Genomic DNA, 14,764 nt, shown 5'->3' on the forward strand with positions numbered 1-14,764 from the left:
AGAATCTGTAGTACGCCTCATGGCACTCATCGACAGCTGCCAAGCCTGAATCTGGCAAGCGGACAGTAGCGTCTGGATTAAGCGCTGGCTTTAACTGCGGGCTGCGGATTGGGGTGAAAAAACACGTGTTCGATGACCGGGCCGATCGCCACGACGCCGACCTCCTCGTAGCCCTGACGCTTGTAGAAATCCAGGTAGTGCGCATCGCCGGTATCCAGCACCACACCCTGCGAGTTGGCCTCTTCGGCGCACCAGTTGTGTAACGCTTCGAGCAGTTGTTCACCGAGGTGTTGGCCCTGAAACTCCGGGTGAATACCCAGTAGCGGCAGCACGTGATAAGGACCGGGTGGCAGGCAGGCGAGCACCGCGTCATGGTAGGCCAGGTAGCGCTTGGTACAGCGGAAACCGGCGGTCAGCAGCATGCGCATGCGCCAGCCCCAGCTTTCGGTGATGTCCAGGCGCCGCTGTGGCGGAGCAATCAGTGCCGTGCCGATCAGTCGATCATCTATCAGCAGACCGAGCGCCGGCAGGTTTTCGCTGAAGTGCTGCTGCACCAACTCGCGCACCGTGGCGCGCACGCGCTGGTCATAACCCGGTCGTTCGGCTTCGAACAAATAGGAGAAAGTCGGCGCATGGCGGTAGGCGTGGTACAGCAGCGAGCGCGCCTCGCGGGCGTACCCCCCATCGAGCAAACGAACTTCAGCAGGACTGTTCGGCATACGCAGTGACCTCTTGTTCTCTATTTATCGGGCCCACCGCCACGTTAGCACCGCATTCCCACAGCTGCCAGATAACTGGCCCCCTGCCCGCTGGATCGGCTAGCATCGCAGGCTCTCCAGATAGAAAGCACAGGACCTGCCGCCCATGAAGATTGTCTCCTTCAATATCAACGGCCTGCGTGCGCGCCCACATCAATTGGCGGCGTTGATCGATAAGCACCAGCCGGATGTGATCGGCCTGCAGGAAACCAAGGTTGCCGACGAGCAATTTCCCGAAGCGGACATCCGGGCCCTTGGTTACCACGTGCATTATCACGGCCAGAAGGGGCATTACGGCGTCGCCCTGCTCTCGCGCCAGGCCCCTTTGTCGCTGCACAAGGGCTTTCCGGGCGATACAGAGGACGCGCAGCGGCGCTTCATCTATGGCACCTTTGCCGATGCCCTGGGCAATCCGGTGACGGTCATGAACGGTTACTTCCCGCAAGGTGAAAGTCGCGACCACCCGATCAAGTTTCCGGCCAAGCAGCGTTTCTATGCCGACCTGCAGCAGTTGTTGGTCAGCCAGTTTCAGCCCGAGCAGCCGTTGGTGGTGATGGGCGATATCAATATCTCGCCGGAGGATTGCGACATCGGTATCGGTGAGGTGAACCGCAAGCGCTGGCTGAAAACCGGCAAGTGCAGTTTCCTGCCGGAAGAACGTGAGTGGCTGGCGACCCTCAAGAACTGGGGCCTGGTCGATAGTTTCCGCCGGCTCAACCCTGAGGTAAACGACCGTTTCAGCTGGTTCGACTACCGCAGCCGCGGCTTCGAGGACGAGCCCAAACGCGGCCTGCGCATTGACGTGATCCTCGCCTCCCAGGCCCTGCAGGAGCGGCTGAAGCACACCGGGATCGACTACGAGCTGCGCGGCATGGAGAAACCCTCGGACCATGCACCGATCTGGTTGGAGCTCAGCTAAAGCGCCGCGAGTCGACGGGCATGGCACTGTGCGTGTCCGCCAATCTCTCGAGTCGTTCTTTCATCGCACCCAGCACCCAGCACCCGCCGCAGAGCGATCCAAGCCCACCGGTCACTGTCACATCGTTGTCATTTTTTTGTCTTATCGTCGCGGCACCCTCATTCACCCATAGAAGGTGTATGCCGCATGCCGCGCGCCACAATGACTGCCCGTGATACCGCCTGGAACCGCTCCGCAGCCTCGCTGCTGCTCGGTTTACTCTGCTGCGCCCTGCCCTGGTCGACCTTCGCTGCCCTGCCGCTTCCCGCCAATGACAGCAGCGCGCTGCGCATCCAGGGTTCCAACACCATAGGCGCCAAGCTCGGCCCGGCGCTGGTCAAGGGACTGTTTGAGGAACAAGGTCTGAGCGCGATCCGGGTAGAAGCCGGCGCGGCAGAGAATGAGCAGAAGATCATCGGTAAAACCGCGGACGGCCGCAGCGTGACGGTCGATCTAGCCGCCCATGGCTCCAGTACCGGGTTTGCCGCCCTGAAAGATGGCAGCGCCGAACTGGCCGCCGCGTCGCGCCCGATCAAGGACAGCGAACTCAACGCCCTGCAAGCCTTGGGCAATCTGCGCAGTCGCAGCGCGGAACAGATCATCGCCATCGATGGCCTGGCGATCATCCTCCATCCGAGTAACCCGATCAGCGCCTTGCACACCGAGCAACTGGCCCAGGTCTTCGCCGGCGAAGTGACCGACTGGGCGCAACTGGGCGGTCATAGCGGGACGATCAACCTGTATGCCCGCGATGACAACTCCGGCACCTACGACACCTTCAAGGAGCTGGTGCTGAGCGCGAATGGCAAGACCTTGTCGATGACCGCCCAGCGCTTCGAGTCCAGCGACCTGCTCTCCGACCGGGTCAGCCAGGACCCGCAAGGCATCGGATTTATCGGCTTGCCGTCTATTCGCCAGGCCAAAGCCGTGTCCATCGCCGCCGGCGAGTCGCAACCGATGCCGCCGAGTGTGACCCTGATTGCCACCGAGGACTACCCGCTGTCTCGCCGCCTGTATCTGTACAACCAGGAGTCTTTGCAAAACCCTTGGGCCAAGGCCCTGGTGCGCTTTGCCCATAGCCCGCGGGGCCAAGCCATAGTCGCGCAGAACGGTTTCATCGCGCAGACCGTGCAGGCGGTCAGGGTCACGCCCAGCAGCGCCATGCCCGCGGCCTATCAGGTGCTGGCCGCTGAAGCACAGCGCCTGTCGGTGAACTTCCGCTTTCAGCAGGGCAGTGCCAGCCTGGACAACAAGGCCCAGCGCGACCTCGAGCGGCTGCTCGATTACCTGAAAAGCCAGGACAAGCTGCAGCACAAAGTGGTGCTGGTGGGCTTCGGCGACCCCAAGTCAGATCCGGCCCGCGCCCAGTTGTTGTCCAAACTGCGGGCCATGGCGGTGCGTCGTGAGCTGGCCAAACAGGGGGTTCTGTTTCGCGAAATCACCGGGCTGGGCGATGAACTGCCAGTGGCGGCAAACGATGGCGATGAGGGACGCATCAAGAACCGTCGCGTCGAAGTCTGGGTGTACTGAGCCATCGTCTTGGTTTCGCCTTCGCTAGGAAGGAGCCCATGCGCGGCACATAGGCTGTCGCCGGTGAGCCGCATAGGGTACGCAGTCCCCCACAGCGCCGAATCAGGGTGGCGGGTACCTAAGAGTACCGGCTAGACATTTGCCGCCCTCGCCTTTCGCCTCTAGCCTTAACACTATGTGACACCGGGCCCCTCTGGCGGTGAATGCTCACCGTGATGTCGGCGTCACCAAGTTGATTCTCAACTTAGGCGGACAACAGAGAGGGTCTATGACCGCTTTAACGGAGTTCCTCAGCAGCCCATTTCTCGGCACCCCCAGCTGGTTCTGGCTGGCGTTCATCGGCATCGTACTGGCGCTGCTGGTGTTCGACCTCGGCGTGCTGCACCGCGAGCAACATGAAATCGAAATCCGCGAGAGTCTGCTGCTCTACAGCGGCTACTTCAGCGTGGGCATGGGCTTCGGTGGCTGGGTCTGGTGGCAACTGGGGGCGACAGCGGCGCTGGAGTTCTACACCGGTTTTCTGGTCGAGCAATCACTGTCGATGGACAACGTGTTCGTCATGGCGTTGATCCTGGGCTACTTCGGCATTCCCCGGCGTTACCAGCATCGTGTGCTGTTCTGGGGCATTCTCGGGGTGATCGTACTGCGCGCGCTGATGATCGGCCTGGGCACCGCGCTGGTGCAACGGTTCGACTGGATGCTCTACCTGTTCGGGGCTTTCCTGCTGCTGACCGGGATTAAAATGCTCTTCAGCCGCGAGGAGCAACACCCCGACCTGGCGCAAAATTTCATATTGAAATTTATCCGTCGGCATATTCGCGTCACCGATGACCTGCACGACGGGCGCTTCCTAGTGCGTCTGCGCGACCCCGTCAGCGGCAAAACGCTACTTTATGCGACGCCCCTGCTGCTGGCCCTGGTGCTGATCGAACTGGCCGATTTGCTGTTCGCCGTGGACAGCGTGCCAGCGGTCTTTGCCATCACTCAGGATCCGTTTATCGTCTACACCTCGAACATCTTTGCGATTCTAGGTTTACGCTCGCTGTACTTCGCCCTGGCAGCGCTGATGCACCGGTTTATTTACCTGAAATACGCCTTGGCTTTGGTGTTGGTGTTTATCGGCGGGAAGATCTTCCTGCACGGTTTTATCGGCAAGATTCCGGCTTTGCTATCGCTTGGCGTAACCTTCGGCCTACTGGCAGGTGGCGTGCTGTTGTCGCTGCTGAAAACCCGCAATCACCCGCATAAGGAACGGTCAAGCAAGTGAACCTCGCCAATGTACAGGTCGAACCTCTGCTGCAAGGCGGCCGTCAGCTGTGGCAGGTACGCATGGGCCGCCGCGCCCTGATCTTCCAGGAGGAGCTGGCGGCGCGCGCATTCGCCGCCCAATTGCACATGCGCATGACCTGGCTCCGGCAACAGAACCAGCAGGATGATGCGGACAGCCGGCCGTCCTGAGTTTGCCGTGCAAACGACAAGGCCCGCGCAATGCGGGCCTTGTCGTTTGTAGTTAAACCTGTAGGAATCAACCGCTAGCGCTGCGATGGCTCGCATGCATCGCCAGCAAGCTGACGCCTACACAGGCTACCTTATGCCAAAGGCTCTGTCGGTTTAGCGGCTGGCTTTCATCGCCTCACGCGACATGTATTTGCCGATCTCGAACTTGCCGATCGCCGCGCGATGCACTTCGTCCGGGCCATCGGCCAGGCGCAGGGTGCGTTGCATGGCGTACCAGTAGGCCAGCGGGAAATCGTTGGAAACCCCGGCGCCACCATGGATCTGGATGGCACGGTCGATCACCTTGAGCGCGACGTTGGGTGCCACTACCTTGATCTGGGCGATTTCACTGGCGGCGATCTTGTTGCCGACAGTGTCCATCATGTAGGCCGCATTCAGGGTCAGCAGGCGCGCCATGTTGATCTCCATGCGCGAGTCGGCGATGTGATCGATGTTACCGCCCAGGCGGGCCAACGGCTTGCCGAACGCGGTGCGGTTGATCGAGCGCTCGCACATCAGTTTCAGTGCGCGCTCGGCCATGCCGATCGAACGCATGCAGTGGTGGATACGGCCGGGGCCAAGGCGACCCTGAGCGATCTCGAAACCACGGCCCTCACCTAGCAGCACGTTCTCGTAAGGCACTCGTACGTTCTCGAACAGTACTTCGGCATGACCATGGGGCGCATCATCGTAGCCGAACACCGGCAAAGGACGAACGACCTTCACCCCGGCTGCATCCATTGGCACCAGGATCATCGAGTGCTGCTGGTGGCGCGGCGCATCCGGGTTGGTCAGGCCCATGAAGATCATGATCTTGCAGCGTGGGTCACAGGCGCCGGAGGTCCACCACTTGCGGCCGTTGATCACCCACTCGTCGCCCTCACGCACGGCGCTCGCTTCCATATTGGTAGCGTCGGATGAGGCCACCCCCGGCTCGGTCATGGCAAAGGCGGAGCGAATTTCGCCACTCAGGAGCGGCTTGAGCCATTGCTCTTTCTGCGCCTCGTTGGCGTAGCGCACCAATACTTCCATATTGCCGGTGTCCGGTGCGGCGCAGTTGAACGGCTCGGGACCAATCAGCGAGCTGCCCATGATTTCCGCCAGCGGGGCGTACTCGGTGTTGGTCAAGCCGGCGCCAAGTTCGGATTCAGGCAGGAACAGATTCCACAACCCCTCGGCCTTAGCCTTGGTCTTCAGTTCTTCCATGATCGCGGTCGGCTGCCAGCGATCGCCCTCGTTGACCTGTTGTTCGAATACGGCCTCGGCCGGATAGACATGGGTCTCCATGAACGCGGTGACACGTTCGCGCAGTTCCTGAACCTTTGGGGAGTAGGCGAAATCCATGGGGAGCTACCTTCTGTCGGGTGTTTGATGAGGTTTTGACAATGTGGAAATGATGCTAGAACAGCGATTAAGATTTATCTAACCTATTTTCACCGTGTATAAACATTCATCACCGATATATGATCCACTGATACGGACAACCCCGGGAGTGCGCGTGGAATGAATCTGAACAAGGTCGATCTCAACCTCTTTATCGTCTTCGATGCCATCTATACCGAGGCCAACCTGACCCGCGCCGGGCAGATCGTGGGCATTACTCAGCCCGCGGTCTCCAACGCCCTCGCCCGTCTGCGCGAAACCTTCAACGACCCATTGTTCGTACGCACCGCCCAGGGCATGGTGCCCACGCCGATGTCGCAGAACATTATCGGCCCGGTACGTAGTGCCTTGCAGCAATTGCGCATCTCCGTGCAGGAAAGCCGCACCTTCAACCCGGCCCAGGCAAACAAGACCTACCGCATCAGCATGACCGATCTCACCGAGGCGGTGATCCTTCCGCCGCTGTTCCAGCGTCTGCGGCGTCTGGCGCCGAACGTGATCATCGAAAGCATGCTCGCCCGCCGCCGCGAGACCACCAAGGAGCTGGCCGCAGGGCGCCTGGATTTTGCCGTCGATGCGCCGCTCAACACCGATCCGCAAGTGCGCCACGTCAAGCTGATGGAAGACCGCTACGTGTGCGCCATGCGCCAGGGCCATCCGCTGGCGAAAGACAAGATCAGCCTGGAGGAATACCTGTCGCTGACCCATATTCACATCTCCAGCCGCCGCAGTGGTCTCGGTTATGTCGACCTCGGTCTCGGCAAGATGGGCATTCAACGCAAGATTGCCCTGCGTTCGCAGCATTACCTGATGGCTACCACCGTAATGCAGAACACCGACATGTCGATGACCGTGCCCGAACGCTTCGCCCGGCGTAACGAACTGCACTACGCAGAGCTGCCGGTGAATGACATACCCGTACAGGAAACTCACCTGTACTGGCACGAAAGCACCGATCAGGATCCAGCGAACCGTTGGATGCGCGAGCAGATCATCGAGATCTGCCAGCAGGTGACCACGCAGGAAAAGAAACTGGAGAAAGCCTCGGCTTGAAGGATTCGGATCGAATAAAAAACCCCGCACTGCGGGGTTTTTTATTGATACAGCCGACTATCAGGCGCTGTCCCGTAGCACCACTTCGAAACCGACATCGACGCGATGGCTGGGCGGTTGCTCGCCACGCATCAGGCTCATCAGCATTTCGGCCGCCAGTTCGCCGACCTTGCCGCGCGTGGTGCGCACCGTGGTCAGCGCCGGGTGCACCCAGGCGGCGGCCGGCAGGTCGTTGAAGCCGGCGATGGCCAGGCGTTCGGGCACCGCCAGATCGAGCTGGCGCGCACGGAACAAGGCGCCCAATGCCAGGTCGTCGTTGTTGAAGAACACCGCATCGGTCTGCGGGTGCTGCTCGAGCAGACGATCGAGCAGGTTGGCGCCCAAGCCGATGGAGGACAGCTGTGGCGTCAACAGTTCCAGCGCCGGGTTGTGACGCCCCGCCGCGCGCATCACCTGCCGATAGCCTTCGGCGCGCTGCAGGGTGCGCGGGTCGAGCTGAGCTGCGGCGAAGGCAATGTGCCGGTAGCCGCGCTCGATCAGTGCACGGGTCATGGCCGCGCCCGCCTCCTGCTGGGAAAAGCCGACGCAGTAGTCATCCACCGCGTCGCTCAACTCCATCATGGTGACGATCGGGCCACGGTAGCCACCGAGAATTTCCCGCGCCGCATCGCTGCGCTCGAAACCGGTGAGCAGCAGGCCGGCCGGCTGATGCGCGAGATAAGCGCGCAGCAACCGTTCGTCCTCCTCTGGCCGATAGTGACTGACGCCGATCATGGTCTCGAAGCCGGCCGGCATCAGCACCCGCTGGATGGCCTCGGCGGTGTCGACGAACACCGAGTTGGACAGCGACGGGATGATTATCGCGACCAGGTTGGAGCGCGAACTGGCCAACGCCCGGGCGGCCGAATGCGGCACATAGCCGAGCTGCTTGACTGCCTGCATCACCTGCTCGCGCAGCGCATCGGAGACCACCTCCGGCTGCGACAACGCGCGCGAGGCGGACATCAGCGAGCAGCCGGCGGCACGTGCCACATCGGACAGGGTGACCCGTTCCGCGGAACGGCGACGACGTTGGCTCATGAGAACTTCCCTGAAAGGCGGCTGACGATTCTAACAGGGCACACTGGCCGGTTACCCGGCGCCAGCGTACCCAACGTGTCACCGCGCGGCTTTTTGCACTTCGACCTGCACCTGCTCGAACAGCTCGGGGCCAACCGTGTCGACCACCTGCTGCAGCGCCGGTTGCGCCTTGTCGCGCATGCGCTGGATCTCCTCGGCGCTGATCTGATTGACCTGCATGCCGTTGGCTTGCAGCTGGGCCAGCGCCTTGGAGGCCTCGGCGCGGGTATCCTGACGCTCGAAGTCACGCGCCTTGATCGCTGCGTCCATGAGAATGCCCTGCTCGGTCTGCGACAGGCCGTCCCACCAGCGCTTGGAGGCGGTGACTATCCAGGGGCTGTATACGTGATTGGTCACGGTGAGGTACTTCTGCACCTCGTAGAATTTCGACGAGAGGATGGTATTGAAAGGGTTCTCCTGGCCGTCCACCGCCTTGGTTTCCAGCGCGGTGAACAGCTCGGAGAACGGCAGCGGCACGGCGTTGGCGCCCATCAGCTTGAAGGTCTCGAGGAACACCGGGTTGGGCATCACGCGCAGCTTGATCCCGGAAAACTCTTCCAGCTTGGTGATCGGCCGCACGTTGTTGGTCATGTTGCGGAAACCGTTTTCCCAGTACACCAGGCCAACCAGGCCCTTCTCCTCCAGCTTGTCCATGACCTGACGACCGACAGGGCCGTCCAGCACGGCATCGGCCTGCTGCTCGCTGGTGAACAGGAACGGCGTATCCCACACTGCCATTTCCTTGGTGATGCCAACCAGGGTGGCGGTCGAGCCGACCATCATTTCCTGGGCGCCACCGATCAGGGCGTTCTGCATCTGGTTGTCGGCACCCAGGCTGGCGGCACCGAAGGTGCGCATTTTCAGCTTGCCGTCGGAGGCCTTGGCGACTTCCTCGGCGAACAGCTTGGCGGCGCGACCCTGGTTGCTGTCCTCGTTGAGGCCGTAACCGAAGCGAATCATCCGCGAGCGGACCTCATCGGCGTGGGCGCCGAGGCTGGCGAGGGGGCTGAGCAGCATGGCGGCGGTCAGGCCGGTAAGCAGAAAACGTCTCATGGGGCGGTACCTTTGTTGTTGTTGGATGAGGGGTTGGGACGAACTTTGCCATCAGGCAAAAGCGGGCTTACCCCGACGCCTGCGCGCCGGGCGATATGCTCGGGCAGATGGTTCAGCGCAGCCATGCCAGCGGCAGCGTGACGATCTGCGGGAAGGCGATCAACAGCAGCACGATGCCCAGGTAGATCAGGAAAAACGGCATCACCCCACGCACCAGTACCTCCATGCGCAGCCGGCCGATGCCGGCGACCACATTGAGCACGGTACCCACGGGAGGGGTGATCAGGCCGATGGAGCCGATCAGCACGAACATCACGCCGAAATACACCGGATCGACCCCGGCCTTGACCGCAATCGGCGCCAGCACCGGGGCCAGGATAAGAATGGTCGGGGTCAGGTCGAGGACCATGCCCACCGCGATCATCAGCAGCATGATCGCCGCTACCAACAGTTGCGGGTGGTTGGCCAGCGGGCCGAGCATGGCGCCGATCTCGTCCGGCAACTGGGCCAGGGTGACCATGTAGGCCGACACCGTGGCCGCGGCGCAGAGGAACATCACCGAGGCGGTGGTGCGGCTGGCGCGGGTCATCGACTCGACCAGCGTGCTCCAGTTCAGCTCGCGGTACAGCAGGGTCGACACCACCAGGGCGTAGACCGCGGCCACGACCGCAGCTTCGGTCGGGGTAAAGATGCCGAAGCGCAAACCGCCGACGATGATCACCGGCAACATCAACGCCGAAGCGCCGTCGACCAAGGCGGCGCGCCGCTCGGCCTTGCTCGCCTTGGGCGGCGTCGGCTCGGTGAAGCCCCGGGCGATCAGGATCCAGGCGAAGATCAACCCGCCGCCCATGATCAACCCCGGCACCAGCCCGGCCATGAACAACTGACTGATCGAGGTGTTGGTCACCACGCCATAGATCACAAAAGGCATCGACGGCGGAATGATCGGCGCGATGATGCCGCCGGCCGCCACCAGGCCGGCCGAGGAATGCAGCGGATAACCGCGCTGACGCATCATCGGCAACAACAGGGTGGCCAAGGCCGCAGTGTCAGCCAGGGCCGAGCCGGACATACTGGCCAGCAGCACCGCCGCGGCAATGGCGACGAAGCCAAGGCCACCGCGTTTATGCCCGACAAAGGCCTGGGCCATGGTGATGATGCGTTTGGAGATACCGCCGGCGTTCATCAGCTCGCCAGCGAGGATGAAGAACGGCACGGCCAACAGCGGAAAGCTGTCGGCACCGGCCAGCAGGTTCTGCGCCAGCAGCTGTACGTCCCAGAACTCTAGGTACCACATCAGCGCCGCGCCAGTGAGGATCAGGGCGAAGGCGATCGGCATGCCGAAGGCCATGAAACCCAGCAGGGAAGAAAGGAATACGGCGACAGTCATCAGCGGGTCCTCGGTGGGCGGTGCCCGGTATTGTTTTTGGAAGGTGCGCAACGCATGCGGCGGCTCAATCGACGGTGACATTGGCCAGCGCAGTAGCCTGCGCCTGTGGCCGGCGCCAGACCTTGACCAGCTGCAGCAATGCCAGCAGCACCAGCACCGCCATGCAGGCCAGCACCGGCACCATCGCCAGGGCCAGCGGGTAGCCGACCACCGGGCTGGAGTTGTGCCAGCCGAATTGCACCTGCTGCCAGGCGCCCCAGGTAGACAGTCCGCTGGCAGCCGCCACCAGCAACCAACTGGCGGAGTCGACCAGCAATCGCACGGCCTGCGGAAAGCGGTCGCGGATCAGCGAAAACTGCATCAGTTCTCCACGGCGCATGCTCGAGGCCACGCCGACGAACACCAGCCAGACGAAAGCCAAGCGCGACAACTCCTCGGCGCCGGCCCAGCCGGAGTCGAAGGCGTAGCGCAGCACCACGTTGCCGAACACCACCAGCACCATGAAACCCATCAACAGCGCCATCAGGTTGTCGGTCAGGCGGTCGAACCCGCGCGCCAGACTGCCGCCGTAAATCGGCTCGCCAGTGAGATGTGCACCGCCCGCATTGTTAGCGCTATCAAATGCCTGCGCAGAAAGATCCACCTGCTCGGCGATCTCAACCTCCGCAGCATTGCCAAGTACCCAGACGCAGACTTGCTCGACCACTGCGGCGCGGCTCTGTGCGGCGTCTACGGTCAGTACGCCGCACTCACCAGCCGGGGCTTCGAGGGTGGCGAACTGGCTGTCGACCAACGAGGTCGGCATGAAATGTCCGGGACGCGCGCCGACGCGCTGCAAGGCGGTGGCGTGATCGATATGCAGGTGGGCGAACTGCAGGCCCGGCACGGCATGGCGTAACTGTTCGCGGTAGCTGCGTTTGAGCGCCGAGCAGGCCAGCACGAAGCCCTCGCCGGCCAGATGAGCGGCCTGCATCTCGGTGATCAGTGCATCCAGCCAATGCACGCGGTCGTCGTCGCTAAGCGGGATGCCGGCGCGCATACGTTCGACGTTCTCGCGGGGATGGAATTGGTCGGCCTCGATATGCCGCCAGCCGAGTTTGCCGGCCACGGCCTGGCTGATATCGCTCTTGCCGGAGCCACTGACACCCATCACCACCAAGGCACGGTCAGCGGGCACAACGGCGTGGGCAGAAAGGCGAGTACTCATCGATTCTCCAAGGCGCTATCAGGTCTGCGCCATTTTTGTTTTGCCGGATGGTAGCGCTAACAAAGCTGTCCGACAACCCTGCAATTACGACTGTTTGCAGGAACCGACGAAGGGGGGGGGGTGGGCACATCGCGTATCTGCCGGCGAGCATGGAGTCGCGGCGCGTGCGAACACTGCAGGGCCGCGCCGTTCATTGGCCCTTGGTAAACCACCGATAACCAGGCGCCGGTCGACCCCGTGGGAGCGGACTTGTCCGCGATAGGCCCTTGCAAACCTGCGATTGATCGCGGCCAAGGCCGCTGCCACTACACCGCGATCAGCCTTGCCGACTCACAGGCTGCGGGCGATCACCATCCGCTGCACATCGCTGGTGCCCTCGTATATCTGGCACACACGCACGTCGCGGTAGATGCGCTCGACCGGGAAGTCCTTGAGGTAGCCATAGCCGCCGAGGGTCTGGATGGCCGCCGAACAGACTCGCTCGGCCATCTCCGAGGCGAACAGCTTGGCCATCGAGGCCTCGGTCAGGCACGGCAAGCCGGCTTCGCGCAGGCTGGCGGCGTGATGCACCATCTGCCGCGCCACGGCTATCTCGGTGGCCATGTCGGCCAGGCGAAAGGCCACCGCCTGGTGTTCGATGATCGGCTTGCCGAAGGTCTGCCGCTCATGGGCGTAGTCGCGCGCCGCCTCGAAAGCCGCGCGGGCCATGCCGACGGACTGCGCGGCGATGCCGATGCGTCCGCCTTCCAGGTTACCCAGGGCGATGCGATAGCCCTGTCCCTCCTCGCCCAGGCGCAGGCTGGCAGGAAGGCGCAAGTCGTCGAACTGGATCTGGCAGGTGTCCGAGGCGTGCTGGCCGAGTTTCTCCTCGACCCGCACCACCGAATAACCGGGGCTGTCGGTGGGCACGATAAAGGCGCTGATGCCCTTCTTGCCGGCCTGCGGATCGGTCACGGCGAAGACGATGACCATGCCGGCATGACTACCGGAGGTGATGAACTGCTTGCTGCCGTTCAGCACATAGTGGTCGCCGTCGCGGCGCGCGCGGGTGCGCAGATCGCTGGCGTCCGAGCCGGCCTGGGGTTCGGTGAGGGCGAAGGCGCCGAGCATCTTGCCCTCGGCCAGGGGACGCAGGAAGCGCTGCTTCTGTTCGTCGCTGCCGAACTTGAGGATCGGCATGCAGCCCACCGAATTGTGCACGCTCATGATGGTCGAGCAGGCGCCATCGCCGGCCGCGATCTCCTCCAGGGCCATGGCGTAGGCCAGGTGGCCGGTCTGCGCGCCGCCCCACTGTTCCGGCACCAGCATACCCATGAAGCCCAACTCGGCCATCTCGGCCAAGGCCTCGGCGGGAAAACGATGCTCGCGATCCCACTCGGCGGCGAACGGCTTCAGCCGTTCCTGGGCGAACTGACGGGCCATGTCGCGGATCTGCAGCTCTTCTTCAGAAGGAATCATTGTCGATCTCCCAGCAAACAATATGATTTCGCCCTAGTCGCATTCCTGTAGGAGCCAGCTTGCTGGCGATACCTGGGCGCCTCGATCGCCAGCAAGCTGGCTCCTACAGAGGCAAGTGGCACCTACAGCAGTTCAATGGCCATGGCCGTGGCTTCACCGCCGCCGATGCACAGCGAGGCGACGCCGCGCTTGAGGTCACGCTGACGCAGGGCATTGAGCAGGGTCACCAGTACCCGCGCTCCCGAGGCACCGATCGGGTGACCGAGGGCGCAGGCGCCGCCATATACATTGACTTTGTCGTGAGGAATATCCAGGTCGCGCATGGCCGCCATCGGCACCACGGCGAAGGCCTCGTTGATCTCGAACAGGTCGACCTCGGCCAGCGCCCAGCCGGTACGGCTCATCAAGCGCTGCACGGCGCCGACCGGTGCGGTGGCGAACAGATTCGGCGCATGGGCGAAGCTGGCGTGCCCACGAATCGCCGCCAAGGGCGTGAGGCCGCGCTTCTCGGCTTCGGACAAGCGCATCAGCAGCAGCGCGGCGGCGCCGTCGGAGATCGAGCTGGCGTTGGCCGCGGTCACCGTACCGCCCTCGCGGAACGCTGGCTTGAGCGTGGCAATCTTGTCCGGTCGCGCCTTGGGCGGCTGCTCGTCGCTGTCGATCAGACGCAGCTCGCGGCCCAGCGTGGCCTCGACCGCGACGATCTCGGCGCCGAAGCGGCCCTCATTCATGGCCTGCTGCGCACGGGTCAGCGAGGCGATAGCGAAAGCGTCCTGCTGCTCACGGCTGAAGCCGTAGGTCTCGGCGCAGTCCTCGGCGAAGGTACCCATCAGGCGGCCCTTGTCGTAGGCGTCTTCCAGGCCATCGAGGAACATATGGTCGAGCACCCGGCCGTGGCCCATGCGGTAACCGCCGCGCGCCCGCTCCAACAGATAGGGCGCGTTGGACATGCTCTCCATGCCGCCGGCGACCACCACCTCGGCGCTGCCGGCCAGTAGCAAGTCGTGGCCGAGCATCGCCGCCTTCATGCCCGAGCCGCACATCTTGTTCAGCGTCGAGCACGGCGTACCCTGGGAGAGTCCCGCACCGAGAGCTGCCTGGCGCGCCGGTGCCTGGCCCTGACCGGCCTGTAACACGCAGCCCATGATCACCTCGTCCACCGCGTCGGGCGCCAGGCCTGCACGCTCGAGGGTGGCACGGATCGCCGCAGCGCCAAGCTGCGCTGCGCTGACATTGTTGAAGTCGCCGAGGAAACCGCCCATCGGCGTGCGTAAGGCGCTGACGATGACCACCGGATCGGAATTCATGCTCATTTCACTACCCTCATAGCCAATTCCACTGTAGCCCGGATGCAATCC

At 63.0% G+C, this 14,764-nt stretch carries 13 protein-coding genes; 5 read left to right on the plus strand and 8 right to left on the minus strand.

What is annotated here, in order from left to right:
- Positions 1–77 precede the first annotated feature (77 nt).
- Positions 78–719 carry a GNAT family N-acetyltransferase gene (locus TMS3_RS15245; RefSeq protein WP_025166147.1) on the minus strand — a complete coding sequence of 214 codons (642 nt, stop codon included), beginning with the start codon at positions 717–719 and terminating at the stop codon, positions 78–80.
- A gap of 145 nt (positions 720–864) precedes the next feature.
- Between TMS3_RS15245 and xthA the strand changes: the two genes are divergently transcribed.
- The 4 genes from xthA (at position 865) to TMS3_RS15265 (ending at position 4,704) form a co-directional block, all read left to right on the plus strand.
- Positions 865–1,677 (plus strand): exodeoxyribonuclease III, encoded by an 813-nt coding sequence (gene xthA, locus TMS3_RS15250; protein WP_025166148.1) that lies wholly within the window; start codon positions 865–867, stop codon positions 1,675–1,677.
- 186 nt (positions 1,678–1,863) lie between these two features.
- Positions 1,864–3,246 carry a substrate-binding domain-containing protein gene (locus TMS3_RS15255; RefSeq protein ID WP_025166149.1) on the plus strand — a complete coding sequence of 461 codons (1,383 nt, stop codon included), beginning with the start codon at positions 1,864–1,866 and terminating at the stop codon, positions 3,244–3,246.
- Between the two features lie 268 nt (positions 3,247–3,514).
- Positions 3,515–4,513 carry a TerC family protein gene (locus TMS3_RS15260; protein WP_025166150.1) on the plus strand — a complete coding sequence of 333 codons (999 nt, stop codon included), beginning with the start codon at positions 3,515–3,517 and terminating at the stop codon, positions 4,511–4,513.
- Positions 4,510–4,704: a hypothetical protein gene (locus TMS3_RS15265; RefSeq protein ID WP_025166151.1), complete on the plus strand. Its 195-nt coding sequence runs from the start codon at positions 4,510–4,512 to the stop codon at positions 4,702–4,704. Before TMS3_RS15260 ends, TMS3_RS15265 begins: the two co-directional genes overlap by 4 nt.
- 153 nt (positions 4,705–4,857) lie before the next feature.
- On the opposite strand, the gene TMS3_RS15270 is transcribed toward TMS3_RS15265, so the two are convergent.
- A complete protein-coding gene (locus TMS3_RS15270) occupies positions 4,858–6,087 on the minus strand; it encodes an acyl-CoA dehydrogenase (RefSeq protein ID WP_025166152.1) in 1,230 nt (409 codons plus the stop codon).
- 159 nt (positions 6,088–6,246) lie between these two features.
- Between TMS3_RS15270 and TMS3_RS15275 the strand changes: the two genes are divergently transcribed.
- A complete protein-coding gene (locus TMS3_RS15275) occupies positions 6,247–7,179 on the plus strand; it encodes a LysR family transcriptional regulator (RefSeq protein WP_025166153.1) in 933 nt (310 codons plus the stop codon).
- 60 nt (positions 7,180–7,239) lie between these two features.
- Here TMS3_RS15275 and gntR read toward each other — a convergent pair whose 3' ends face one another.
- The 6 genes from gntR to TMS3_RS15305 all read right to left on the minus strand — a co-directional run bounded on the left by gntR (position 7,240) and on the right by TMS3_RS15305 (position 14,713).
- On the minus strand, positions 7,240–8,259 hold the full coding sequence (gene gntR / locus TMS3_RS15280; RefSeq protein WP_025166154.1) for an HTH-type transcriptional regulator GntR: 1,020 nt from the start codon (positions 8,257–8,259) through the stop codon (positions 7,240–7,242).
- 78 nt (positions 8,260–8,337) lie between these two features.
- Complete coding sequence (locus TMS3_RS15285) at positions 8,338–9,351, minus strand: TRAP transporter substrate-binding protein (protein WP_025166155.1); 1,014 nt, start codon at positions 9,349–9,351, stop codon at positions 8,338–8,340.
- 112 nt (positions 9,352–9,463) lie between these two features.
- Positions 9,464–10,741 (minus strand): TRAP transporter large permease, encoded by a 1,278-nt coding sequence (locus tag TMS3_RS15290; RefSeq protein WP_025166156.1) that lies wholly within the window; start codon positions 10,739–10,741, stop codon positions 9,464–9,466.
- 64 nt (positions 10,742–10,805) lie between these two features.
- Positions 10,806–11,948, minus strand: coding sequence for a gluconokinase, GntK/IdnK-type (locus tag TMS3_RS15295; RefSeq protein WP_025166157.1), 1,143 nt, complete (start codon positions 11,946–11,948; stop codon positions 10,806–10,808).
- 330 nt (positions 11,949–12,278) lie between these two features.
- Complete coding sequence (locus tag TMS3_RS15300; protein ID WP_025166158.1) at positions 12,279–13,406, minus strand: acyl-CoA dehydrogenase family protein; 1,128 nt, start codon at positions 13,404–13,406, stop codon at positions 12,279–12,281.
- A 122-nt stretch (positions 13,407–13,528) separates the two neighbouring features.
- Positions 13,529–14,713, minus strand: a complete 1,185-nt coding sequence (locus tag TMS3_RS15305) for an acetyl-CoA C-acyltransferase (RefSeq protein ID WP_025166159.1) — start codon at positions 14,711–14,713, stop codon at positions 13,529–13,531.
- Positions 14,714–14,764: the final 51 nt, after the last annotated feature.

Source organism: Pseudomonas taeanensis MS-3, from assembly GCF_000498575.2.
GTDB lineage: Bacteria > Pseudomonadota > Gammaproteobacteria > Pseudomonadales > Pseudomonadaceae > Aquipseudomonas > Aquipseudomonas taeanensis.